The organism is Actinoplanes sp. CA-131856 (assembly GCF_050956135.1).
Taxonomy (GTDB): domain Bacteria; phylum Actinomycetota; class Actinomycetes; order Mycobacteriales; family Micromonosporaceae; genus Actinoplanes.
In genome coordinates, this window is the sequence record NZ_CP191849.1 from 8,173,592 (window position 1) to 8,196,917 (window position 23,326).

The following is a 23,326-nucleotide window of genomic DNA, read 5'->3' on the forward strand; positions in this document are numbered from 1 at the left end:
GACCGGCCCCGCCAGATTACTAGGCGCGGGACTAGGCGTCGATGGCGGCCATGACCTCGTCGCTGACGTCGAAGTTGGCGAAGATGTTCTGGACGTCGTCGCAGTCCTCGAGGGCGTCGATCAGCTTGAAGACCTTGCGGGCGGCCTCCTCGTCGACCGGCACCGTCATGGTCGGCACCAGCGAGGACTCGGCCGAGTCGTACTCGATGCCGGCGTCGACGACCGCCGTGCGGACGGCGACCATGTCGGTGGGCTCGCTGACGACCTCGAAGGACTCGCCGAGGTCGTTGATCTCCTCGGCGCCCGCGTCGAGGACGGCCAGCATGAGGTCGTCCTCGCTCAGGCCCGCCTTGGGGACGATCACGACGCCCTTGCGGTTGAACAGGTACGACACGCTGCCGGCGTCGGCGAACGTGCCGCCGTTGCGGGTCAGGGCCGTGCGCACCTCGGTGGCCGCGCGGTTGCGGTTGTCGGTCAGGCACTCGATGAGCAGGGCCACGCCGTTGGGGCCGTAGCCCTCGTACATGATCGTCTGCCAGTCGGCGCCGCCGGCCTCGAGGCCGGAGCCGCGCTTGACCGCGTTGTCGATGTTGTTGTTGGGCACCGAGCTCTTCTTCGCCTTCTGAATGGCGTCGTAGAGCGTCGGGTTGCCCGCCGGGTCACCGCCACCGGTGCGGGCCGCGACCTCGATGTTCTTGATGAGCTTGGCGAACATCTTGCCGCGCTTGGCGTCGATGACGGCCTTCTTGTGCTTGGTCGTCGCCCACTTGGAGTGGCCGGACATGCAAAACCTCCGTGGTGTCAGGCGGCCTGGCGGACCATCTCGACGAAGTACCGGTGTACGCGAAGATCGCCGGTGAGCTCCGGGTGGAAAGCCGTGGCGAGCAGGTTGCCCTGCCGAACGGCGACAATCCTACCGGCGGCGGGTCCGTCACTCACGCGGCCCAACACCCGCACGTCGTCACCCACCTCCTCGACCCATGGCGCGCGGATGAAAACGGCGTGAAAATCGTCGCCGGCGATGTCGTCGATCGTCACCGCGGCCTCGAACGAGTCGACCTGCCGGCCGAACGCGTTGCGCCGCACGGTCATGTCGATGCCCTGGAAGGACTCCTGGTCGGGGCGCCCGTCGAGCACGGTGGCGGCCAGCATGATCATGCCGGCGCAGGAGCCGTAGACGGGCATGCCGTCGGCGATCCGCTTGCGGACCGGGTCGAGCAGGCCGAACGACACGGCCAGGTTGCTGATCGCTGTCGACTCGCCGCCGGGGATGACCAGCGCCTCGACGTCGGCCAGCTCCTCGGGCCGCCGGACCGGACGGGCCAGGACGTCGCTCTCGGCCAGCGCGGCCAGGTGTTCGCGCACGTCGCCCTGCAGGGCCAGCACTCCGATGTTCACCGGGCAAGCTTAGGCTCGTGGCGTGTTCGCCCTGCGCCGGGTGCGCGACCACCTCGACCGGCATTCCACCGAGCAGATCAGGCTGAGCGATTTGTCGAGCTTGGCGGGAATGTCGCGCTTTCATTTGGTACGAGCTTTTCGAGCCACGTACGGCCTGACGCCCATCCACTACCTGTCCCGCCGCCGCATAGCCCACGCCCAGGACCTGCTCCGCCACGCCAACCTGACGGTGACCGAGGTCTGCATGGCGGTCGGGTTCTCGTCCCTGGGCTCCTTCTCGTCCCGCTTCACCGAGCTGGTCGGCGAGAGCCCGGCCGCCTATCAGCGCCGCTGGGCCACCGCCGATCAGCACATTCCAGGCTGCTATCTGTTCATGCGCGGCGTCATACCGCAATCGGGGAGAAGCGCGCCCGGCGAGGACGGGCATAGCGTCGGCCCATGATTCTGAACATCTCGCTGACCACGGTCTACTGCCTCGATCAGAGCGCCACCCGGGACTTCTACGTCGAGCATCTCGGCTTCGAGCCGCGCGTCGACACCGCCATGGGCGAGTTCCGCTGGGTGACGATCGCCCACCCGTCCCAGCCCGAGCTCGAGGTCACGCTCATGGTGCCGGGACCGCCACTTTCCCCCGAGGCCGCCGCTTTCGTCCGCGGTCATCTCGAGTCGGGACAGATGGGCGGCCTCGGCCTGCGGGTGGACGACTGCCGCAAGACGTACGACCAATTGAGCGCCGCAGGCGTGGTTTTCGTGCAAGAGCCTTCGGAGCGGCCGTACGGAGTCGAGGCCGTCATGCGGGACAACACCGGCAACTGGCTCGTGCTCGTCGAGCCGCGCACATGAGGGTTCTAACCGTTTAGCAACCGTCTCGCACTCGACGCGCACCCGATCCGCCCGAACAGCAGGGTATGACCGACACGATGATCGTGGAGCTGGGCCTGCAGGCGATGACGATCGCGGCCAAGATGTGCGCGCCGACCCTGATCACCGCCCTGGTCGTCGGCTTCGCCATCTCGCTGTTCCAGTCGGTGACCCAGATCCAGGAGGCGACGCTCTCCTTCGTCCCGAAGGCGGCCGCCGTCGGTGCCGCCCTGCTGTTCTCGGGCAACTGGATGCTGCACGAGATGATCACGTACACCGAGGGGCTCTTCGCCCGGATCCCGCAGTTGCTCGGCTCTTAAGGCCACCTGGGGGTCGATTGGCCATCGTCCCCGCCCTCGCCGCTGCCTACGCTTCTCGGCACCGACATTCCCGCGTGAGGAGCCGATTCCCATGTCCGACAACAAGCCCGCCGTCGGGACCGCCCGCGTCAAGCGCGGCATGGCCGAGATGCTCAAGGGCGGCGTGATCATGGACGTCGTCACGCCGGAGCAGGCGAAGATCGCCGAGGACGCCGGCGCGGTGGCGGTGATGGCCCTCGAGCGGGTGCCGGCCGACATCCGGGCCCAGGGCGGCGTCTCCCGCATGTCCGACCCCGACATGGTCGACGGCATCATCAACGCGGTCTCCATCCCGGTGATGGCCAAGGCCCGCATCGGCCACTTCGTCGAGGCCCAGATCCTGCAGTCGCTCGGCGTCGACTACATCGACGAGTCCGAGGTGCTGACCCCGGCCGACTACGCCAACCACATCGACAAGTGGAACTTCACGGCCCCGTTCGTCTGCGGCGCCACCAACCTGGGCGAGGCCCTGCGCCGCATCACCGAGGGCGCGGCCATGATCCGGTCGAAGGGCGAGGCCGGCACCGGCGACGTCTCGAACGCCACCACCCACATGCGCAAGATCCGCCAGGAGATCCGCCGCCTGCAGACCCTGCCCGAGGACGAGCTGTTCGTGGCCGCCAAGGAGCTCCAGGCGCCGTACGACCTGGTCAAAGAGGTCGCCGAGCTGGGCAAGCTCCCGGTCGTCCTGTTCACCGCGGGCGGCATCGCCACGCCGGCCGACGCCGCCATGATGATGCAGCTGGGCGCCGAGGGCGTCTTCGTGGGCTCCGGCATCTTCAAGTCGGGCAACCCGGCTCAGCGGGCCGCCGCCATCGTCAAGGCGACCACGTTCCACGACGACCCGGACGTGCTGGCCAAGGTCTCCCGGGGCCTGGGCGAGGCCATGGTCGGCATCAACGTCGACGACGTGCCGGTCTCACACCGCCTGGCCGAGCGGGGCTGGTGACGTGGGCGCGGGGACGAACGGGGCCGGCAGCGCCGGGTCCTCGATGTCGAAATACTGCGGGCGCGGGTAACGCCGGGCCATCCGCAGGGCACGGACCAGCGGCCGGCGGCGCGCGGTGAGCGCGTCGCGGACCGTGTCGGTGTGCACCTGGCGGGCCAGGACCACGCGCCGGCTCGACGCGGCCAGCGTGCGGCCGGCCGGGTCGGTGTCGTCGAGGGCGACCGCGTTCAGCTGGCGGGTCAGGTCGTTCTCGGCGGTCTCGCGGTCGCCGGGGGCGGCGTCGAGAGCGAGCCGGGCCGCGGCGTAGAGCTCCACGTGATCGCCGTGCTCGGCCACCACGGCGGCCGCGGCCGCGCGGCGCATCAGGTGGGCGTCGAGGGCCCTCTCGGCCGACTGGGCGCGGACGTGCACGCGCTCGACGCGGTGGGCGGTCCAGCCCAGATATGCCGTCAGCAGCGCCACCACCGCCACGACTGCCAGGACCCACCACATGGCCGGAATGGTAGTGCCCCGGCGCTCGCGCATGTTAGGGCATGTCCGGCCCGTCACAGCGGAGACTCAGGAAGTAAAGGCCTCGTCGTCCATCACGCGGCCATCGGTGGCCTCGATGGCCGTCGCGTACACCTCCAGCACCCGCTGGGCCACGCTCGGCCAGTCGAAAGCGCCCACGGCCACGGCCGCCGCCGCCGACAGATCGGCCCGGCGCCGCGGGTCGTCCAGCAGCGCGTCGAGCAGGACGCACAGGGCCGACGAGTCGCCGGTCGGGAAGAGCGCGCCGGCCCGGCCGCCGTCGAGCACCCGGCGGAAGGCGTCCAGGTCGCTGGCCGCGATGGCGGTGCCGGCCGCCATGGCCTCGGTCAGGATCATGCCGAAGCTCTCGCCGCCGGTGTTCGGGGCCACGTAGACGTCGACGCTGCGCAGCATGCGCGCCTTGTCGGCCTCCGAGACCAGCCCCAGCACGGTCACCCGGTCGTGCAGGTCGGCCGGGATCTCGGCGTACAGGTCGTCGCGGTCGCCCGGACCGGCCACCAGCAGGCGCAGGCCGGCACGGCGGCGGGCCAGCGGCACGAACGCCTCACGGAGCAGGTCGAAGCCCTTGCGGGGCTCGGTGAACCGGCCGAGGAAGCCGAGCGCGCCACCGTCGCCGGGCCAGCCGTCCATCGGCTCGGCCCCGGCGAACTTGGCCACCGCGACCCCGTTCGGGATCTCCACCGCTCCCCCGCCCAGGTGCTCCACCTGCACCTTGCGGGCGAGCTCGCTCACCGCGATCCGGGCCGTGATCTTCTCGACGACCAGCTGGAGCAGGCCCTGCGCGGCCGACAGGGCGCGCGAGCGGGTCATCGCCGTATGGAAGGTGGCCACCACCGGCCCGCGGGCCGAGAGCACGGCCAGCAGCGACAGGCTGAGCGTCATCGGCTCGTGCACGTGGAGCACGTCGAACTGGCCCTTGTTCAGCCAGCGCCGCACCCGGGCCGTGGAGACCGGGCCGAAGGCGATCCGGGCGACCGAGCCGTTGTACGGCAACGGCAGCGCCCGGCCGGCCGGCACCACGTAGGGCGGGAGGTCCGCGTCCTCGTCGGCCGGCGCCAGCACCGACACCTCGTGCCCGAGACCGATCAGGGCCTCGGAGAGGTCCATGATGTGGTTCTGCACGCCGCCGGGCACGTCGAACGAGTAGGGCGAGACGATCCCGATCCGCATGGCACTCCCCCTACAGCCACAGTTTCTGCAGCATGTGCCAGTCCTGCGGATGCTCGGCGATGCCCTCGGCGTAGGCGTCGGCCAGCGCTTGGGTGGTTTGCTTCACTCGTACGTCCAGAGGCCCGTCGGTGGGCGGAATGATCCGCCGCAACACGGCGACCGTCTGGGTGTCCGTAAATGACAAGTCGACGCCGTAGAGGGGCGCGCCCGTGCGGATGGCCAGGATGGCCGGGCCGGCGGGCATCTTCGTACGGCCGCCGAAGAAGTCGACCTCGACACCGCTCCGGGAGAGATCGCGGTCGCCGAGCAGGCAGACCGCGAAGCCCTGCTGGAGGCGCTCCGCCAGCACGTCGAGCGGCGGGCGCCGGCCGCCGGTCAGCGGAAGGACCTCCATGCCGAGCTTCTCGCGATATTCCACGAACTGCCGGAAGACGCCCTCGGGCTTGAGGCGCTCGGCCACCGTGACCATCGGCCAGCCGTTGGAGACGACCCAGGCCGCGGCCGCGTCCCAGTTGCCCACGTGTGGCAGCGCCAGGACCACGCCCTTGCCGTCGGCCATGGCCGTCTTGAGCCAGTCGAAATGCTCGGGCGAGATGTGGAAGCCGTCGAGGAACTGCTGCTTGGTCTGCGACGGCAGCCGGAAGGCCTCCATCCAGTACCTCGCGTACGACCGCAGGCCGTCGCGCACCAGCTCGTCGGGGCTGTCCGGCGCGACCTGCCGAAGATTTCGGCGCAGGCGCTGAGTTCCAGGACCATTTCTCTTGTACGCCTGGTCGGCCGCGGCCCGGAACAAACGGCGCGCGACCGGCAGCGGCAGGGCGCGCACCAGCCGCCACCCGGCCACGTAGCCGAACTCGATCAGACCGTCCTTCACGCAGGCGGATCCTTCGGCGGGACCGCGACCGGCGAGTCGGCCACGGTCGGCTCGGTGCGCGCGCCGGCCGGCAGATCGGAACGGCTGGCCGAGACCAGCCGCTGGACGACCGTGACGATCGACAGGGCGGCCAGCACCCAGAGCGCGGCCGGCAGGCCCCACTCGAGGCCGGCGCTGCCGAGCAGGCCGCCGACGCCGACGATGACCAGCCGCTCGAGGCGCTCGGCGATGCCGACGTCCGCGTTCAGGCCGAGGCTCTGCGCACGCGCCTTCACGTACGAGACGACCTGCCCGGCGGCCAGGCTGATCAGGGCCGCGACCATGCCGCCGTACGGGTTGCCCTCGCCGGCCAGATAGAACGCGACGGCGCCGAAGACCGCCGCGTCGGCGATGCGGTCCATCGACGAGTCGAGCAGGGCGCCGAACTTGCCGCCACCGCCGCGCATGCGGGCCATCGTGCCGTCGAGCACGTCGGTCAGCGCGCAGGCGGTGACGATCCAGGTCGCCCAGAACAGGTGACCCATCGCGCCGAAGTAGGAACCGATCAGCACACCGACGGTGCCGGCGATGGTGACGGCGTTGGGCGTGACCCCGATGCGCAGCAGGAAGCGTGCGGTGGGGTTGACGCCGTAGGCGACTACGGCGCGCGCAGGTACTTGGACGATCTTTGCCATGGCCTGACCACCTTATCGGCGTCCCCCGGGTCCTGGCGCTCCGGCAAGGCACCGTGGCCGTATCGTTCTCCCGTCCAACCACCCCGCCACCGCCCTTAAGCGGACTAAAGGCGTCTTTCCTCGTTTGCCAACTACAAAGGGTTGCCAGCCCCATACCAGCGGGTGTGGGATTTACCAACAGTCTCGAAACGACGGGAGTGGGCCGCGATGGCGCAGAAGACCTCCTCGGAGAAGGGGCTCAACGGCGCCGCGGCGCCGGTGGTGACCGAGCCCGGCAGAGTACGCAACGTGGTGCTGGTGGGACACTCCGGCTCAGGGAAGACGACCCTGGTCGAGGCCCTGCTGGCGGCCACCGGCACGATCTCGCGGGCGGGCTCGGTGACCGAGGGCACCACGGTGTCCGACCACGATCCGGCCGCGATCCGCCAGCAGCGCTCGGTGTCGCTGTCCTGCGCGCCGCTGAGCTACCACGACACCAAGATCAACCTCCTGGACACGCCCGGCTACGCCGACTTCGTCGGGGAGCTGCGCGCCGGCCTGCGGGCCGCGGACGCCGCGCTCTTCGTCGTCTCGGCCGTCGACGGCGTCGACGAGGCCACCGCCGCCCTGTGGGAGGAGTGCGCCGCGGTCGGCATGCCCCGCGCCGTCGCCATCACCCGGCTCGACCATCCGCGGGCCGACTACGACCAGACACTCGAGGACTGCCAGGACAAGTTCGGCGAGAACGTGATGCCGATCTACCAGCCCATGCTCGGCGACGACGGCCAGTCCATCGAGGGCCTGATCGGGCTGGTCACGCTGCGCGTGCTCGACTACTCCGAGGGCTATCCGCCGCGCGAGCGCGAGGCCGATCGGGAGCACCTCAACCCGATCTCGGACGACCGGAACGCGCTCATCGAGGGCATCATCGCCGAGAGCGAGGACGAGACCCTCATGGACCGCTACCTCGGCGGCGAGCTGATCAGCACCGCCACCCTGGTGCCCGATCTGGAGAAGGCCGTGGCCCGGGGCAACTTCTACCCGGTCATCCCGGTCTGCGCGGGCACCGGCGTCGGCCTCGACGCGCTGCTCGACGGCCTGGTCACCGGCGCGCCGTCGCCGCTGGAGCACGAGCTGCCGGTGGTCACCGGCGTGGACGGCTCGCCGCGGCCGCCGATCACCTGCGACCCCGACGGCCCGCTGGTGGCCGAGGTCGTCAAGACCACCATCGACCGGCACGTGGGCCGGGTCTCGCTGGTCCGGGTCTTCTCCGGCACGCTGCGCCCCGAGCAGGTGCTGCACGTCTCCGGGCACGGCCTGGCCGAGCGCGGCCACCCCGACCACGACGCCGACGAGCGGGTCGCCCACGTCTACTCGCCGCTCGGCGCCCAGCTGCGCGAGGTGCCGTACGCGATCGCCGGCGACATCTGCGCGATCACCAAGTCGGGCAGCGCCGAGACCGGTGACACGCTCAGCGGCAAGGAGCAGCCGCTGCTCATGGAGCCGTGGTCGATGCCCGAGCCGCTGCTGCCGATCGCGGTCGTGGCCAAGTCCCGTTCCGACGAGGACGCCCTGGCCAAGAACCTGGCCCGGCTGGTCGCGGGCGATCCGACCATGCGCCTGGAGCGCAACGCCGACACCCACCAGCTGGTGCTGTGGACGATGGGCGAGTCACACGCCGACGTCGTGCTCGACCGGCTGCGCTCGGGCGGGGTCGAGCTCGACACCGAGCCGGTGAAGGTGCCGCTGCGGGAGACGTTCGGCTGCCAGGCCAAGGGACACGGCCGCCACGTGAAGCAGTCCGGCGGCCATGGTCAGTACGCGGTGTGCGACATCACGGTCGAGCCGCTGCCGCGCGGCTCCGGCTTCGAGTTCGTCGACAAGGTGGTCGGCGGCGCGGTGCCGCACAACTACATCCCCTCGGTCGAGAAGGGCGTGCGGGCCCAGCTCGAGCGCGGGCTGGTGGCCGGCTATCCGGTGGTCGACCTGCGGGTCACGCTGCACGACGGCAAGGCGCACAGCGTCGACTCGTCGGACGCCGCGTTCCAGACGGCCGGCGCGCTGGCCCTGCGCGAGGCGGCCGGCGTGGGCCAGGTGACTCTGCTGGAGCCGATCGACGAGATCGTCGTCCGGGTGCCGGACACGTATGTGGGTTCGGTGATGAGCGACCTCTCCGGCCGCCGTGGCCGCCCGCTCGGCACCGACAACGACGGCGACCACAGCCTGGTCCGGGCCGAGGTGCCGGCCACCGAGCTGGTCCGCTACGCGGTCGAGCTGCGGGCGCTGTCGTCCGGCTCGGGCACCTTCACCCGCACGTACGTCCGGCACGAGCCGATGCCGTCGCACCTGGCCGAAGGCGTACGGAAGGACCACGGCTCTAAATAGCGATGGCCCCGGCCGCCTCGCGCAGGGGCGCCAGCACCCTCTCGATCACCTGCTCCTTGCGCGGGTGGTACTTGAGGGTGCGCATGCCGTAGTTACGGAAAGCGATGTTCAGGCGGCCGCCGGGGACCATGTCTTTGATCATCCGGCGGCCGAAGGCCATGTTCTTGCCGACGTACGGGCGCATGCGGCTCTCGTACGTCTCGAAGGCGGCCCGGTGATCGCCGGCGCCGGCCAGGGCCTCGGCCAGGACGTACGCCCCGACCAGGGCCAGGCTCGTGCCCTGGCCCGAGGAGGGCGCCGGGCAGTGCGCGGCGTCGCCGAGCAGCACGACCCGGCCTTTCGACCAGCGCGGGGCGTCGACCTGGCTCAGTGAGTCGAAGTAGAAGTCGTCAGCCTTCTCCATCGCGGTCAGGAGCTCGCCGGTCCGCCAGCCGCCGCCCCGGAAGGCTTCGGCCGTCATCGCCTTCCCTTGAGTCTTGTCCTTCTCGCCACCGGCGAAGATCATTCCGACCCGCGCCGGACCACCCATCGCGTACGCGAAGATCAGGCGGCCCGGCTCGGAGTACATGACCTCCTCGCGATCGATGCCGAGCGTGTTCTCGGTGGTGAAGATTCCGATGTATCCGCCGAGATGGGTCAGCGGCACCTCACCGAACACCTGCCGCCGGGTCGCCGAGTGCAGGCCGTCGGCGCCCACGACCAGCTCGTAGCGCCCGGTGCGCCCACTGGCGAAGGTGACATCGACGCCGTCCGGCCCGTCCGCGATCGCGCTGATCGCGTCACCGAAGCGGTAGCCGGCCTCACGCGCGGTCGCGTCGTGCAGGATCCGCACCAGGTCGCCGCGCATGATCTCGACGTCGTCCCCCCGCCGCCCCATGATCAGGTCGGCCGGCAGGGCCGCGATCGTCTTACCCCGCTTGCTGACGTACGTGATCTGGCGCATCCCGGTGTCGGCGCCCTTGGCCGCTTCGAGCAGCCCCATCCGCCCGAGCACGGTGCTGGCCGCCCCGCGCACGTCGACCTTGTAGCCGCCGGAACGCGACTCCGGCGCCCTCTCCACGATCTCGACCCGCCGTCCCTGCCGGGTCAACCAGTGCGCCAATGCCGGGCCGGCGATGCCGGCGCCCGAGATGAGGATCGTCATGGGTCGTACTATACAAACGTCTTATACGTTTGTATAGAAGTTAGGATCACCAGCCATGGGGCACCGGGAAGACCTGCTGGTCGGGGCGAAGCGAGCGCTGTACGAGAAGGGGTACGCCCGCACGACAGCGCGGGACATCGTGGCGCTCTCGGGCACCAACCTGGGATCGATCGGCTATCACTACGGGTCGACCGAGGCGTTGATGACGGCGGCCATGCTGGCGGCCATGCAGGAGTGGGGCGAGGTGCTAGGGAAGGCGCTGTCCGAGGGCGACGGCACACCGGCCGGCTTCTGGCGACGGATCATCGAGTCGGTCGGCACCGACCGGCAGTTGTGGTTGGCCAGCGTCGAGGTGATGATCCAGGCCGAGCACAACGGGGCGCTGCGGGACCAGCTCGCGGCCGGCCTCGACGCAGGCCGGAGGGGCATGGCCGCGATAGCCCTGGGCCTACCCGAGGATCAGATCGACGACGCCACGGCGCGCGGCGTCGGCTCGGTCCAGATGGCATTGCTGTCCGGCATCGTCACGCAGTGGCTGACCGACCCGGCAAGCGCTCCGACCCCCGACCAGATCGTCGCCGGCGTCCAGCAGCTGAGCCACCCCGGCGCCTGAAGAGCAGCGCCCACCGTGTGGCGGAACTAGGACGGCCAGGCCTTCATGAGGAGCTGGCGGGTCTCGCCGAGCAGCTGCGGCAGAACCTTTGTGCGGCCAATCACCGGCATGAAGTTCGCGTCTCCGCCCCACCTCGGCACGATGTGCTGGTGCAGGTGGGCGGCGATTCCCGCCCCCGCGATCGACCCCTGGTTCATCCCGATGTTGAAGCCGTGCGGGCTGCTCACCGATCGCAGCACCCGCATGCCCGTCCGGGTCATGGCCGCCAGCTCCGCCGTCTCCTCCTCGGTCAGGTCGGTGTAGTCCGCGACGTGCCGGAACGGAACGATCATCAGGTGGCCCGGGTTGTACGGGTACAGGTTCAGGATCGCGTACACCGTCCCGCCCCTCGCCACCACCAGACTGTCCCCCTCGGGCAGGCCGGGGGCCAGGCAGAACGGGCAGCCTTCCGGGCGGTCCTCGCCGGTGACGTAGGCCAGCCGGTGCGGCATCCACAGCCGCTCCAGGCCGTCCGGCTCACCCGTCTCGGCGTACGCAGCGTCGTCCGTCACACCGGCAGCTTAGGCCGCCGCCGGTCCAAGGTCCCGACGGCCGGGAGCACGACCGGCGAGGGCTCGTGCGACGTGGCGCCGTGCAGCTCGTACGATCCGCCGCCGCGCCGCTTCGCCTTGTACATCGCCGTGTCGGCCATGCGCAGCAGCTCGTCCGGGTCGTCGACGCCCGAGTGCGACAGCGCGATGCCCACGCTGGCCGGGGTGCTCAGCTGCCGGCGGCCGACCGGGACCGTCTCGTTCAGCGCGGCCACCACCCGGTCCGCGATCACCATGGCGTCGCGGGCCGAGCGCAGGTCCTCGGCGACGATCACGAATTCGTCGCCGCCGAGGCGGCCGACCAGGTCCTCGGCGCGCACGCAGCCGCGCAGCCGGTCGGCCACCGCCCGGAGCAGGTCGTCGCCGGCGGAGTGCCCGTGCACGTCGTTCACCTGCTTGAAGCCGTTGAGGTCGAGCAGCAGCGCGCCGACCGGGCGGCCGCTGCGGCGGGAGCGGGCCATCGCCACGCCGAGCCGCTCGCGCAGCAGCGCGCGGTTGGCCAGCCCGGTGAGCGGGTCGTGCAGGGCGCGGTCGGTCAGTTCGGCTTTCAGGGCCACGCTGGCCAGCGCCAGCGACACCTGGGTGCGCAGCGCCTGCAGGGCCTGGAACACCTCGGACGGCAGCTCGCCGGAGGCGCTGACACTGAGTACGCCGAGGAACCGGTCGCCGTTGTTCAAGGGCAGCAGGGTGTACGGGCGTGCGGTGGCCTCGTCGACGTGGGCGTAGCCGGCGGCGGCCAGGTCGGCCACCACGACCACCTCGCCGGCCATGAGCCGGGCCAGGATCTCGGGCGGGGCGCTGGCCACCGGCACCTGGCGGCCGAGCACGGCGCCGGTGTCCGAGCCGGCCGAGTCGGCGATCGCGAAGCCGTCGGCCGAGACCTCGACCATCGAGGCGCGGGCGCCCGGGCACTCGGCGAGCAGGTCGCCGGCGGCCGTGACGGCGAGGTGGTACACCTCGGCCGTGTCGGTGCTGGTGATCAGCGCGGTGCCGAGCTGGCTGAGCACGTGCTCGCGGGCGACCGCCCGGCGCAGCGCGCGCAGGCCCTCGTTCCGGTTGGCCAGCAGGCGCGAGAGCAGCACCAGCATCACCAGGATGACGGCCGCCTCGACGCCGCCGCGGGCGGTCGGCTCGATGAGCCACCACGCCGCCGCGACGATCAGGCCCGAACCGGCCAGTACGTTCTCGCTCTTGGTCACGGCGGTGCAGATCGGCGGGCCATCCGGTCACATGAGTCTCGGAAAAGGAGCTACTCGGTGGCGGCGGCCAGCCAGGTGGGCAGCGGCTCGCGGGCCGAGAGCCAGCTCGGCGGGATGCCGTCGAGGCCGGTGTACGCCGCCACGATGCCCCCGGCGATGGCGCAGGTCGTGTCGACGTCGCCGCCCGCGGCCACGCAGGCGCCGATCGCCGCCGGATAGTCGCCGAGGAACCGGTCGGCCACCCACACCGCGAACGGCACGGTGTCGCGGGCCATGGCCCGGGTGCCGTTGCCCAGCTCGTACGCCGCCTCGCCCGGATCCTTGATCCGGGCCGCGGCCACCAGCCCGTCCCGCACGAGCCCCTCGGGTGTGTGCGCGGCGACCGCCCGCAGCAGCGCCGGCCGCTGCCCGTCGAGCCGCCCCGCCGCCGCCACGGCCGCCGCGACGGTGACCGCTACCCCGCCCGCGATGCCCTCGGCGTGCGCGTGTGTCACCTCGGCCGCCCGGGCCCCCTGCACGGCCGCGTGGGTCAGCGAGTCGGCGTGCCACGCTCCGAGCGGCGCGGCCCGCATGGCGGCGCCGTTGCCGGCCGAGCCCTGACCGTCGAAGGCGGCGGCCGCGGCGATCGGCCAGGGCAGCCCCTCGCGGATCTCGCGCAGCATCACCACGGCGCCGGGGCCATAGCCGCGGTACGGATCGTGGTGGCGGCCGAGGAGCTCGGCGAAGGCGTCACGGTCGAAGTCACCTTCGGTGAGCACCGCGACCAGGCAGCAGGCTTCCTCGGTGTCGTCGGTCCACTCCCAGGGCGCCGGCGGCGGATCGGACAAATCGACTTTGGCCACGAAATGCTGGGCACCGAGCGCGTCGCCCACGCTCAGGCCGGCGAGGCTCTCCAGGGCCAGCGCCAGCCGCGTACCGGGAAAAAGAGTGAATGACATCGGCGTTACGGATACTAATCTGTCACGTTCAGTAATCGACCGGTGTCCCTGGATGACCGGTTAGGACCAGCTTGCCAACGGCAGTACCTTCTTCGCATGGCCACGGTGTTGCTCGTCGAGGACGATCACGTCGTGCGCGGCGCCATGCTCCGATCGCTCGCCGATCGGGGGCACGCCGTGCACGCCGTCGGCACGGCGCTCGACGCGCTGCGCCGGGTCGCGGCCGAGACGCCCGACCTGGTCGTGCTCGACCTCGGGCTGCCCGATCTGGACGGCTCCGACGCGCTGCGCATGCTGCGCGGCATCACCGACATCCCGATCATCATCGCCACCGCGCGCGACGACGAGCAGACCGTCGTGCGGCTGCTGCGCGCCGGTGCCGACGACTACATGGTCAAGCCGTTCACCGGCGCCCACCTCGACGCCCGCATCGCCACCGTGCTGCGGCGCGTCGGCCGGGCCAGCCGCACGGCCCAGCCGGCCGTGCACGAGGTGGGCGAGCTGCGGGTGGATGTCGGCGAGCGCAGCGCCACCCTGGCCGATCAGCCGCTGGCGCTGACCCGCAAGGAGTTCGACCTGCTGGCGTACCTCGCCGCCCGTCCGGGCCGGGTGGTCTCACGCCGTGAGCTGTTGGAGGAGGTATGGCGACAGCCATCGGTCGGCGAGGACCAGACGATCGACGTGCACCTGTACTGGCTACGCCGGAAACTGGGCGAGTCCGCGGCGAAACCTCGCTACCTGCGCACCGTGCGGGGGGTCGGATTCCGGTTGGTGGCGCCGGACTGAGGGCACGGCTGGCCTACACGACGGCCGCCACCACCGCCGTCGCCGCGCTGGTCTTCCTCGTCCCGCTCGGCTGGGAGCTCCGCAACGACCACCGTGACCAGGCCATGGCCGCCGCCGAACAACGCAGCGCCACCGTGGCCGGCGCCATCGCCTCCGGCGCGCCCGCCAAGGGCGTGACGGCCACCATCGCCGCGGCCGGTGGGCAGACCACGGTCCACGCTCCCGGACAGACCGCGGGCGGCCGGGCGCCCGCCGAGGACGTGCAGCGCGCCGCCGGCGGCGGCGGCACGATCACCGTGGACGTCGACGGCGGTGTGGCCCGGCTGCAACCGGTGACGGTCGGTAGCCGTACGGCTGTGGTCGAGGTCTTCGTCCCCGACGCCGAGCTCAGTGAGGGCACCGCGCGGGACTGGTGGCTGCTCCTGGGGATCGCGCTGGTCCTGGTCGTGGGCGCGGTGATCGTGGTCGACCGGCTGGCCCGGGGCGCCGTCAGCTCGGCCCGCAACCTGGTGCACGCGGCCCTGGCCGTCGGCGGCGGCGACCTCGGCGTGCGGATCACGCCGTCGGGCCCGCGGGAGCTGGCCGAGGCCGGCTACGCCTTCAACCGGATGGCCGATCGCCTGGTCAGCTCGCGCACCAACGAACGGGAGATGGTGGCCGATCTGTCGCACCGGCTGCGCACGCCGCTGACCGCGCTGCGCCTGGACGCCGAGGCCCTCGACCCCGACGACACCCAGATCATCGACCTGACCGCCGACGAGGTCGACCGCCGGCGCGGCATCCGCCGCATCCGGCAGGCCATCGTCACCCTCGAGGGCGAGGTCAACCAGCTGATCAACACGACCCGGCAGGCGGTCGCGGCCCAGGTCGCCTCCGCGCCCGAGTCCGGCGTCTGCGACGTCAGCGAGGTGGTACGCGAACGGATGACGTTCTGGTCGGCCCTCGCGGACGACCAGAACCGCACCTACCGGGTCGTGGGTGCGCAGATGCGCATCCCGGTGCCGGTGGCCCGGACCGAGCTGGCCGCCGCCCTCGACGCGATTCTGGGTAATGTGTTCCGCTACACCCCTCAGGGCACGGCGTTCGAAGTAGGCATCTCCCGGCGGGACGGCTGGGTGGCGGTGCGGGTCGACGACGCCGGCCCCGGAATCCCCGATCCGGAGACAGCGATGCGACGCGGGCAGAGCAATCAGGGTTCGACCGGCCTCGGCCTCGACATCGCCCGCCGCGCGGCCCAGGCCGCCGGCGGCTCGGTCGACCTCGACCGGGCCGCGATGGGCGGCGCCAGCGTCGTCATGCTGCTCGCCGACGCCGAGGCCACACCCAAGCAGGTGAACCGTTTCGGCCTGGTCGGGCGCCTCGCCCGCGAGCGCGGCGGCAAGCCCGCTCGTTGAGGTGAAGCTGACGGGTGAGCATTATTCGCGACCGACCTCGAGCCCCGCTGAGCTGCGAGTTGACCGCGTGATCTCCACCGTCGCGAATAATGCTCATTGAACGGGACCGAATCGTTGCTTAGATCTGTATTAAAGGGGTTCCCTCGGCGCTCCCGGGCTGGCAACCTTCCCTCCGATCCCATCCGGTCTCCCGGCGCGCTCCGTCCCCACGAGACGAGCCGCGGAGGCCCGCGCGCGGTGAGAGGTGGTCGCCCCATCGCCACCTCCCACCGCGCACCAGTCAGGCAAGGAGTCGAGTTGTCCACCCACCGCCGGCCGGTCCCCAAGGGTCACCGCCGAGCGGCCCGCTCGCGGAGCCACCGGCTGCTGCCCATCGCCCTCGGCCTGGCGCTGATGGGTGTCGGCGGCGTGGTCGGCCCCAGCGTGGTGGACAACGTGGCCGGCACCGAGCCGACCCGCGACCTGGCGCTCACCTCGATGCCGCGCGACGTGCCCGACCAGGGCCTGGTCTACGACGGGCTGCGCCCGGCCCGGGCCGGGACCGTCTGCGCCGGCTCCTACCAGGTCGACGACCAGACCTGCACGCACGGCCCCGACTCGGCGCCGGTCGGCCTCAAGGTGCGCAAGGACGTCAGCCCGATCACCGCCAAGGCGCCCGAGCCGGTGCCGCCCCGGCGCGAGTCGGCCACCTTCGTGCCGGCCGACGCCGAGATCGCCCGCGACGAGGGCGGCAGCGCGCTCACGGCCGACGCTCCGGCCCTGGTTCCCGACGCCGCGCCCGGCGACGCCGACTTCATCATGGGCGCGCACGACGTGGCCTGTGAGGGCGACGGCCGCAGCGGAAAGCGTGTCCAGGTCATCTATCTGCACGAGTTCGGCACGCCCAGCCGCTACACCGACTTCCTGGGCTCGATCCGCACGTGGTCGGCCGGCGTCGACCAGATCTTCGACGAGAGCGCGGGCGAGACCGGCGGTTCGCGGCACGTCCGCTTCGTGACCACCCCGCAGTGCCGGGTCGACGTCACCGAGGTGCAGCTGCCGGCGGGCGGGCTCGAGTCGTTCGCGGGCAGCATCGCCGCGCTGCGCACCCTCGGCTACAACCGCACCGACCGCAAATATCTGCTGTTCGCCGACGCCAACGTCTACTGCGGCATCGCCACGTACGTCGCCGACCGGCGCCCGGGCCTGAGCAACCGCAACAACGGCGGCCCGTCGTACGGCCGGGTCGACGCCGGCTGCTGGAGCTCGGCCATGGCCGCGCAGGAGCTGACCCGCTCGCTCGGCGCCATGCAGGCCGGCTCGCCCAACGCCAGCGGCCTGGGCAGCTGCCTCGACGACTACGACCTGCTCTGCGGCCCCGACCGCTCGGGCAAGCAGGTGCGCGAGGTCTGCCCGAAAAAGCACGAGACGCGCCTCGACTGCGGCCACGACGACTACTTCAGCACCGACCCCAAGCCGGGCAGCTACCTGGCCAAGAACTGGAACGTCGCGCAGAGCGAGTTCCTGCTGCGCGGCGACGGCGGCGACGACATCCCGGACGTGCCCGGCGCGCCGGAGCCGGCCGAGACGCCCGCCCCGGAGGCCACCGCGACCACGGCGCCCTCCTCGCCCGCGCCCAGCGTGACCTCGGCCCCGGTTCCCAGCGAGACGCCCAGCGCCGACCCGGGCACGGCCGACGGCGGCGGCGACGCCCCGCCGTCCCCCTCGGTCACCCCCAGCGAGAGCCCGGCCGTGCCGGCCGACGAGACCACCGGCGAACCGGACATCGAGACCGCGGCCCTGCCGGTCGCCGCGACGACCGCGCCGCCGGCCACCCCGCTGCCGACGACCAAGGTGCCGGCCCGCAACGGCGTCCAGGAGGGCGGCGCGGTCCAGGCCGTGGTCGAGGTCCGCGACGCGACGAGCGGCTCGGTGCGGCTGACGTGGAGCGCCGCCTCCGAGACGGCGACGTACGAGGTGTGGGTGGACAACCAGCCGATCGCCACCACCAAGGCGACCCGGGCCCGCCTGATCGGCCTCAAGCCGGCCGCGAAATATCAGGTCACGGTCAAGTCCACGGGTGGATACGCGGCCCGGGCCACCGCCGAGACGGCGCCGGCCGCCCGCCCGGCCCAGAGCTCGTGGTTCACCCTGACCAACGCGCTCACCGGCGGCGCCGCCGACCTCTACGCGGCGCGGGCCGCCCTGGACACCCCGATCACCCTGAGCGGCACCGACGACGACGCCCAGCAGCAGTGGCAGCTGGTGCCGGCCGACGGCGGCAGCTACTCGCTTGTCTCGCGGGCCACCGGCAAGTGCGCCGGCCCGCTCGGCGGCGACGTGGTCGCCGGCGCCCCGCTCGTGCAGGTCGACTGCGCCGCGGGCGGCGCCGAGTGGACCCTTCAGGCCTCGCCGTACGGATTCACCCTGCGCACCACCGTCGGCGACCTGGTCGCCGGGGTGGGCGGCCAGCGTTTCGGCGCCCACCGCGTGCTCGTGCTCCAGAAAGGCAACGGCCAGCGTCACCAGAGTTGGACGGCGGTACCCGACTGAACCGGGAGGTAGCCATGCCCAGCACGTTGAGCAAGCCCCTGGCAGAGCCCGAGGAGGGCCCGGCCAGGTTCAACAAGCGCCGCCTGATCCGCGTGATCGCGATCCTCACCATCGGGATCGTGGTCGTGCTGGCCGTGTGGCAGGAGCCCCTCTACGCGTTGCGCTCCGTGTAGTCGTCGATCTCGGCGAGCAGGGCCTTCTTGCGCTCCGGCGCGAGGAAGCTCTGCTCGGCCCCGGCCCGGGCCAGACCGGCCACGCCCCGCGCGTCGAGGCCGAGCAGCCGGGCGGCGACGGCGTACTCCTCCTCCAGCGTGGTGCCGAACATCGGCGGGTCGTCGGAGTTGATGCTCACCGGCACGCCCGCCGCGACCAGCGTGGTGAGGGGGTGCTCGTCGAGTGACGGCACGGCCCGGGTCCGCAGGTTGGAGGTCGGCGAGATCTCCAGCGGGATGCCGTTCTCGGCCAGGTGCGCCATCAGCGCCGGGTCCTGGGCGGCCGAGATGCCGTGCCCGATGCGCTCGGCGCCGAGCTCGCGCAGTGCGTCCCAGATCGTCTCGGGCCCGGTGGTCTCGCCGGCGTGCGGCACGCTGTGCAGTCCGGCCGCGCGGGCCTTGTCGAAGAACGGCTTGAACTGCGGACGGGGCACGCCGATCTCCGGGCCGCCCAGCCCGAAACTGATCAGGCCGTCGGGCTGCTCCTCGAGCGCCACCCGCAGCGTCTCCTCGGCCGCGGCCAGGCCGGCCTCGCCGGGGATGTCGAAGCACCAGCGCAGCTCGACGCCGAACTCCTTCGCGGCCGCGCGCCGGGCGTCCTCGATCGCCGCGCAGAAGGCCGGGGCGGCGATGCCGCGCCGGACGCTGGAGTACGGCGTGATGGTCAACTCGGCGTGCCGGACCTGCTGGCGGGCGAGCTCGCGGGCCACCTCGTAGGTCAGCGTCCGCACGTCCTCGTCGTCGCGGACGAGGTCGACGACGCTGAGGTAGACCTCGATGAAGTGGGCGAAGTCGCGGAAGGCGAAGTAGTCGGCCAGCGCGGCCGGGTCGGCCGGCACCGGGGTGCTGCCCTCGTGGCGCGCGGCCAGCTCGGCGACGATCCGCGGCGACGCCGAGCCGACGTGGTGGACGTGCAGCTCGGCCTTGGGCAGGCCGGCGATGAACGAGGTCAGCTCGGTCATTCTGTGCCTTTCTGTACGGCTGTCCGCGCCACCAGGAAGATCCGGCGGAACGGGAACGCGACGTAGCCGCCGGCCGCCGGATAGGCGCCGGCCAACTCCCGGGCCAGGTCGGCCCGGAACGACTGCCAAGCATTCTCGTCCAGCGCGGCCTTGACGGGACGCAATGCCGTGCCCTCCATCCAGCGCAGCACCGGATGCTCCTTTTCCCGGGCGGAAAGCAGATGTACGTATGTGGTCTCCCAGGCGTCGACGGCGGCGCCGGCGCCGGTCAGCAGGGTCGCGTAGTCGACCGGATCGTCGACGGGCGCCTCCCGCAGCACGTCGCCCAGGCCGTAGCGGCGGCCGACCTCGCGCAGCAGCCGATGGGAGGGCGCCCCGAAGTTGCCCGGCACCTGCATGGCCAGCCAGGCGCCGGGCGGCAGCTCCCCGGCCCACCGGGCCAGCAGATCCTGATGGCCCGGCACCCACTGCAGCGTCGCGTTGGTGATCAGCACGTCGACGTCGGCCGCGGGGTGGTAGTCGCGGACATCGCCGATCTCGAACGACGTCAGGCCGCCGCTCGCCTGTCCCCGCGCCTTATCGATCATCTCGGGCGAGGAGTCGATGCCGGTCAGGCGGGCCGCCGGCCATCTCGCGGCCAGCGACAGCGTCAGCTCGCCGGGGCCGCAGCCGAGGTCGACGACCGCGCGCGGATTCGCCGCGGCGACGCGGGTGACCAGGTCGAAGAAGGGGCGCGAGCGCTCATTGCCGTACCGCGAGTAGACGGCCGGATCCCACATGATCGTTCCTCCCAAACCGTACGTACGTTTTGCAAGCAAACTATCAGGAGAACGGTAGGGTTCGAACCTGTGGAGAATCGAAGTTTTCGCAGGATGGGACGGACGGTCGGGGTCATCGGCCTGGGCGCCTGGCAGCTGGGGGCCGACTGGGGCGAGGTGAGCGAGTCCGACGCGCACGCGACCCTGCAGGCCGCGGTGGACTCCGGCGTCACCTTCATCGATACGGCCGACGTCTACGGCGACGGCCGCAGCGAGCAGATCATCGGCTCGTTCATCAAGGACAAGCCGCAGCTCACGGTCGCGACCAAGATGGGACGCCGGGTCGCACAGGAGCCCGGCAACTACACGCTCGACAACTTCCGGGCCTGGACCGACCGGTCCCGGGCCAACCTTGGGGTCGACACCCTCGACCTGGTGCAGCTGCACTGCCCGCCGACGCCGGTCTTCTCGACCGACGCCGTCTACGACGCCCTCGACACGCTGGTCGAGGAAAAGCGGATCAAGGCGTACGGCGTGAGCGTCGAGAAGGTCGACGAGGCGCTGGCCGCCATCGCGCGGCCGGGCACGGCCAGCGTGCAGATCATCCTCAACGCGTTCCGGCTCAAGCCGCTCGAGCGGGTGCTGCCGGCCGCGGCCGAGGCCGGCGTGGGCATCATCGCCCGGGTGCCGCTGGCCAGCGGCCTGCTCTCGGGCAAGTACGACGCGCACACCACCTTCGCCGCCAACGACCACCGCAACTACAACCGGCACGGCGAGTCGTTCGACGTCGGCGAGACCTTCTCCGGCGTGGACTTCGCGACCGGACTCGAGGCGGTGTCGCGGCTGCGCCCGCTGGTGCCCGAGGGCGCCACCATGGCGCAGTTCGCCTTGCGCTGGATCATCGACCAGCCGGCCGTCACGGTCGTCATTCCGGGGGCCCGCAACCAGTCGCAGGCGCACGCCAATGCGGCCGCCGCCGGCCTCGCCCCGCTGTCCGCGGAGACGCATGAGGCGGTCACCGCCGTCTATGACGAGCTGATCCGCCCGCAGGTGCACGACAGATGGTGAACGAAGCGGCAACGCCTCCGAAAAAGCTCAAAGGCTGGCTTCTCATGTCTTTAGGGGTGTTGGCGCTGGTCGTCGGTGCTCTGTGGACACTGCAGGGCCTGGACATCATCACCGACAGCCAGATGAGCGGCGTCGCCATCTGGTCGTTCGTCGGCCCCGTCATCGCTGTCGCGGGACTGATTTCGATCATTCTGGGCGAACGCGCGCGAGCCCGTTCCAAGCGCCTCTAAAAGCTCTGGGAAAGAGCGAATCCCCCGCATCCGAGACCGGATGCGGGGGATTCATTGGTATAGAACGCCGACCTCCGCCAGGCGATCGGCAGCCGTCCCAGGTTTTTCGGCCCCGGGACCGGCAGGGTCTCAGAGCGGGCGAACCTGCTCCGCCTGCGGGCCCTTCTGGCCCTGGGCGATCTCGAACTCGACCCGCTGGTTCTCCTCCAGCGTGCGGTAGCCGCTCGTCTGGATGGCCGAGAAGTGGACGAACACGTCAGCACCCCCGCCGTCAACGGTGATGAAGCCGAAGCCCTTGTCTGCGTTGAACCACTTCACGGTTCCTTGCGCCATGCTGAACTCTCCTTCTGAAAATGCCGGCCCCGTGATGCCCCGGGCCGATGACCGTTTTCGAGCAGCGGCGCCGTGAGGCGGCCTTTCAGAGGACGTCCCATCCGTCAAGATCGGCGATCCCGGCGGAAGCAGCGAACCACGTACGCAAAAACTGGGCACACTGTACCTGAAAAGAGCCTCGTAAAGCTCCCCCTTGACCCACCGGAAAAAGGTCAGCTCATTCGGAAAAGGTCCCCCACTTCGCTCTCGCGATGTGGGAGACCTTCGACCGTAAAGCTGTCTTCAGTTAGGCCATTCACCAGTCAGTTTCCGAACACCGGCGGCGCCGCCTCGATCGACGGCCGCCTTCACGAGTGCGAAGATCGCACCCTGCAACGCGGCCGCCGCGAGAATCTCGCCCCATCCACGGTCCTCATCGGTGGCGTTCGGCGCGTCGTCGTCTCCGGAGGCGACCTTCCAGACCTCCTTGAAGACGAAGCCGGCGACAGCGCCCGCCCCGATGCCCAGCAGAATCCCGACCGGCTTGTAGGCGAGCTTGGAAACCTTGCCGCTCACCGGCGCCTCCCTCGAACGATCAGAATGACACCCACGATCGCGACCACCCCGGCCACGACCAACTGCAGGGGCACGGGACTGGCCGCGCGCACCTCGCTGACGTCAGTCTCCTGGACACGGTCGGCCGCCGAGCGCACTTTGGCCCGGACCCGGCCGGTCGCCTCCAGCGCCTGCGCGCGGACCCGCTGCTTCGTCTGCTCGACCTGGTCCTTGGCCCGGGCCTTGACGTCGGCCTTGGCCGCGAGGGCCTGCACCGTCTCGCCGAGCTCGGCCCGGGTCTGCTTGATCTCGGCCCGCAGCTCCTCGACCGTCGGCTTGGGCGCCGGGGCCTGGCTCTTGTCGTCCACGCTCATGGCCGGTTCCGCTCCTTCGCGACCGCCTGCTTGACCTCGTCGACGTCGGCCTTGACGCTCTCGATCGCGGCGATCGGCTCCGGCGGCACCGCCTTGGAGACCTGCTTCTTGCCGATCAGCGCCATGACGCCGGCCGCCAGGAACAGGGCGGCCGTGACGATCAGGGCCGCGAGCCAGAGGTCCAGGAACAGGTTGAATACGATGATCAAAGTCGCGATGAGGGCACCGACGCCGTACAGGGCGAAGACGCCGCCCCCGGCGAACAGGCCGATCCCGATGCCGGCGTGCTTGCCCTTCTCCGCGAGTTCCGCCTTGGCCAGCGCAATCTCGTCCCGGACCAGCCTGCTGACCTGGTCGCTCGCGCGCTGCACCAACTCGGCGGTGGACTGATCGGCGAGCGGCTTGGCCTGGCTGCCGTTCAGAACATCGGCCATGGTGACCTCCTTCCGTGTCTCGGTGTATGCCCTGATCACCGGAGA

General features: G+C 71.2%; 28 protein-coding genes. 12 read left to right on the forward strand and 16 right to left on the reverse strand.

The features are described from left to right. Nucleotides 1–31: 31 nt before the first annotated feature. On the reverse strand, nt 32–784 hold the full coding sequence (locus ACQP2X_RS37410) for a YebC/PmpR family DNA-binding transcriptional regulator (protein ID WP_498653879.1): 753 nt from the start codon (nt 782–784) through the stop codon (nt 32–34). A 17-nt stretch (nt 785–801) separates the two neighbouring features. After that, nucleotides 802–1,398: a pyridoxal 5'-phosphate synthase glutaminase subunit PdxT gene (gene pdxT / locus ACQP2X_RS37415; RefSeq protein ID WP_498690033.1), complete on the reverse strand. Its 597-nt coding sequence runs from the start codon at nt 1,396–1,398 to the stop codon at nt 802–804. A 22-nt stretch (nt 1,399–1,420) separates the two neighbouring features. Between pdxT and ACQP2X_RS37420 the strand changes: the two genes are divergently transcribed. From ACQP2X_RS37420 to pdxS, 4 genes are all read left to right on the forward strand, one after another. Further along, on the forward strand, nt 1,421–1,840 hold the full coding sequence (locus ACQP2X_RS37420; protein ID WP_498690035.1) for a helix-turn-helix transcriptional regulator: 420 nt from the start codon (nt 1,421–1,423) through the stop codon (nt 1,838–1,840). Beyond that, the gene (locus tag ACQP2X_RS37425; protein ID WP_498690036.1) at nt 1,837–2,241 is read left to right on the forward strand and encodes a VOC family protein; all 405 of its coding nucleotides are present in this window, start codon (nt 1,837–1,839) and stop codon (nt 2,239–2,241) included. Before ACQP2X_RS37420 ends, ACQP2X_RS37425 begins: the two co-directional genes overlap by 4 nt. Before the next feature lie 65 nt (nt 2,242–2,306). Beyond that, nucleotides 2,307–2,579, forward strand: coding sequence for a flagellar biosynthesis protein FliQ (gene fliQ / locus ACQP2X_RS37430; protein WP_498653883.1), 273 nt, complete (start codon nt 2,307–2,309; stop codon nt 2,577–2,579). Between the two features lie 91 nt (nt 2,580–2,670). After that, entirely contained in the window at nt 2,671–3,567 is an 897-nt protein-coding gene (pdxS, locus tag ACQP2X_RS37435; RefSeq protein WP_360239519.1) for a pyridoxal 5'-phosphate synthase lyase subunit PdxS, read from the forward strand. Here pdxS and ACQP2X_RS37440 read toward each other — a convergent pair. Genes ACQP2X_RS37440 through pgsA form a run of 4 tightly spaced genes read right to left on the reverse strand, consistent with a single transcriptional unit; the run spans nt 3,538 to nt 6,816 of the window. After that, complete coding sequence (locus tag ACQP2X_RS37440; protein ID WP_498701138.1) at nt 3,538–4,068, reverse strand: hypothetical protein; 531 nt, start codon at nt 4,066–4,068, stop codon at nt 3,538–3,540. The two genes, pdxS and ACQP2X_RS37440, sit on opposite strands and share 30 nt — an antisense overlap. Nucleotides 4,069–4,125: 57 nt before the next feature. Then, entirely contained in the window at nt 4,126–5,268 is a 1,143-nt protein-coding gene (locus ACQP2X_RS37445; RefSeq protein WP_498690038.1) for a glycosyltransferase family 4 protein, read from the reverse strand. Nucleotides 5,269–5,278: 10 nt separating this feature from the next. After that, nucleotides 5,279–6,142 (reverse strand): phosphatidylinositol mannoside acyltransferase, encoded by an 864-nt coding sequence (locus ACQP2X_RS37450; RefSeq protein ID WP_498690039.1) that lies wholly within the window; start codon nt 6,140–6,142, stop codon nt 5,279–5,281. Beyond that, on the reverse strand, nt 6,139–6,816 hold the full coding sequence (pgsA, locus tag ACQP2X_RS37455) for a phosphatidylinositol phosphate synthase (protein WP_498690042.1): 678 nt from the start codon (nt 6,814–6,816) through the stop codon (nt 6,139–6,141). Before pgsA ends, ACQP2X_RS37450 begins: the two co-directional genes overlap by 4 nt. Nucleotides 6,817–7,023: 207 nt before the next feature. Here pgsA and ACQP2X_RS37460 point away from each other — a divergent pair, with 207 nt between their 5' ends. Beyond that, nucleotides 7,024–9,180, forward strand: a complete 2,157-nt coding sequence (locus ACQP2X_RS37460; RefSeq protein ID WP_498690044.1) for an elongation factor G-like protein EF-G2 — start codon at nt 7,024–7,026, stop codon at nt 9,178–9,180. On the opposite strand, the gene ACQP2X_RS37465 is transcribed toward ACQP2X_RS37460, so the two are convergent. Next, complete coding sequence (locus ACQP2X_RS37465) at nt 9,173–10,324, reverse strand: FAD-dependent monooxygenase (RefSeq protein WP_498690045.1); 1,152 nt, start codon at nt 10,322–10,324, stop codon at nt 9,173–9,175. The two genes, ACQP2X_RS37460 and ACQP2X_RS37465, sit on opposite strands and share 8 nt — an antisense overlap. A 55-nt stretch (nt 10,325–10,379) precedes the next feature. Here ACQP2X_RS37465 and ACQP2X_RS37470 point away from each other — a divergent pair, with 55 nt between their 5' ends. Further along, complete coding sequence (locus ACQP2X_RS37470; RefSeq protein ID WP_498690047.1) at nt 10,380–10,937, forward strand: TetR family transcriptional regulator; 558 nt, start codon at nt 10,380–10,382, stop codon at nt 10,935–10,937. A gap of 26 nt (nt 10,938–10,963) precedes the next feature. Here ACQP2X_RS37470 and ACQP2X_RS37475 read toward each other — a convergent pair whose 3' ends face one another. From ACQP2X_RS37475 to ACQP2X_RS37485, 3 genes are read right to left on the reverse strand one after another with little or no spacing between them, the layout of a single operon-like run. Next, a complete protein-coding gene (locus tag ACQP2X_RS37475; RefSeq protein WP_498701140.1) occupies nt 10,964–11,428 on the reverse strand; it encodes an HIT family protein in 465 nt (154 codons plus the stop codon). A gap of 56 nt (nt 11,429–11,484) precedes the next feature. Then, entirely contained in the window at nt 11,485–12,726 is a 1,242-nt protein-coding gene (locus ACQP2X_RS37480) for a diguanylate cyclase domain-containing protein (RefSeq protein ID WP_498690049.1), read from the reverse strand. Nucleotides 12,727–12,776: 50 nt separating this feature from the next. Beyond that, nucleotides 12,777–13,664, reverse strand: a complete 888-nt coding sequence (locus ACQP2X_RS37485; protein ID WP_498690050.1) for an ADP-ribosylglycohydrolase family protein — start codon at nt 13,662–13,664, stop codon at nt 12,777–12,779. Between the two features lie 96 nt (nt 13,665–13,760). On the opposite strand from ACQP2X_RS37485, the gene ACQP2X_RS37490 reads away from it, so the two are divergent. The 4 genes from ACQP2X_RS37490 (at nt 13,761) to ACQP2X_RS37505 (ending at nt 18,549) form a co-directional block, all read left to right on the forward strand. After that, the gene (locus ACQP2X_RS37490; RefSeq protein ID WP_360239552.1) at nt 13,761–14,450 is read left to right on the forward strand and encodes a response regulator transcription factor; all 690 of its coding nucleotides are present in this window, start codon (nt 13,761–13,763) and stop codon (nt 14,448–14,450) included. A gap of 104 nt (nt 14,451–14,554) precedes the next feature. Beyond that, the gene (locus ACQP2X_RS37495; RefSeq protein ID WP_498690051.1) at nt 14,555–15,844 is read left to right on the forward strand and encodes a HAMP domain-containing sensor histidine kinase; all 1,290 of its coding nucleotides are present in this window, start codon (nt 14,555–14,557) and stop codon (nt 15,842–15,844) included. A 297-nt stretch (nt 15,845–16,141) separates the two neighbouring features. After that, entirely contained in the window at nt 16,142–18,376 is a 2,235-nt protein-coding gene (locus ACQP2X_RS37500; RefSeq protein WP_498690053.1) for an RICIN domain-containing protein, read from the forward strand. 14 nt (nt 18,377–18,390) lie between these two features. Next, entirely contained in the window at nt 18,391–18,549 is a 159-nt protein-coding gene (locus ACQP2X_RS37505; RefSeq protein WP_179855454.1) for a hypothetical protein, read from the forward strand. Here ACQP2X_RS37505 and ACQP2X_RS37510 read toward each other — a convergent pair. Both ACQP2X_RS37510 and ACQP2X_RS37515 read right to left on the reverse strand, forming a co-directional pair. Further along, nucleotides 18,528–19,550: an adenosine deaminase gene (locus tag ACQP2X_RS37510; RefSeq protein ID WP_498690056.1), complete on the reverse strand. Its 1,023-nt coding sequence runs from the start codon at nt 19,548–19,550 to the stop codon at nt 18,528–18,530. The genes ACQP2X_RS37505 and ACQP2X_RS37510 overlap by 22 nt on opposite strands. Next, the gene (locus ACQP2X_RS37515) at nt 19,547–20,329 is read right to left on the reverse strand and encodes a trans-aconitate 2-methyltransferase (RefSeq protein WP_498690057.1); all 783 of its coding nucleotides are present in this window, start codon (nt 20,327–20,329) and stop codon (nt 19,547–19,549) included. The genes ACQP2X_RS37510 and ACQP2X_RS37515 overlap by 4 nt, the downstream gene beginning before the upstream one ends. A gap of 69 nt (nt 20,330–20,398) precedes the next feature. Between ACQP2X_RS37515 and ACQP2X_RS37520 the strand changes: the two genes are divergently transcribed. Further along, the gene (locus tag ACQP2X_RS37520; protein WP_498690059.1) at nt 20,399–21,376 is read left to right on the forward strand and encodes an aldo/keto reductase; all 978 of its coding nucleotides are present in this window, start codon (nt 20,399–20,401) and stop codon (nt 21,374–21,376) included. Then, entirely contained in the window at nt 21,370–21,606 is a 237-nt protein-coding gene (locus tag ACQP2X_RS37525) for a hypothetical protein (RefSeq protein WP_498690061.1), read from the forward strand. Before ACQP2X_RS37520 ends, ACQP2X_RS37525 begins: the two co-directional genes overlap by 7 nt. Before the next feature lie 129 nt (nt 21,607–21,735). Here ACQP2X_RS37525 and ACQP2X_RS37530 read toward each other — a convergent pair whose 3' ends face one another. From ACQP2X_RS37530 to ACQP2X_RS37545, 4 genes are all read right to left on the reverse strand, one after another. Further along, a complete protein-coding gene (locus ACQP2X_RS37530; protein WP_011905669.1) occupies nt 21,736–21,939 on the reverse strand; it encodes a cold-shock protein in 204 nt (67 codons plus the stop codon). Between the two features lie 282 nt (nt 21,940–22,221). After that, a complete protein-coding gene (locus tag ACQP2X_RS37535; protein WP_498690063.1) occupies nt 22,222–22,494 on the reverse strand; it encodes a DUF4235 domain-containing protein in 273 nt (90 codons plus the stop codon). Next, nucleotides 22,491–22,847 (reverse strand): DUF3618 domain-containing protein, encoded by a 357-nt coding sequence (locus tag ACQP2X_RS37540; protein ID WP_498690064.1) that lies wholly within the window; start codon nt 22,845–22,847, stop codon nt 22,491–22,493. The genes ACQP2X_RS37535 and ACQP2X_RS37540 overlap by 4 nt, the downstream gene beginning before the upstream one ends. Beyond that, nucleotides 22,844–23,281, reverse strand: coding sequence for a phage holin family protein (locus ACQP2X_RS37545; protein WP_498690065.1), 438 nt, complete (start codon nt 23,279–23,281; stop codon nt 22,844–22,846). The genes ACQP2X_RS37540 and ACQP2X_RS37545 overlap by 4 nt, the downstream gene beginning before the upstream one ends. Nucleotides 23,282–23,326 lie beyond the last annotated feature (45 nt).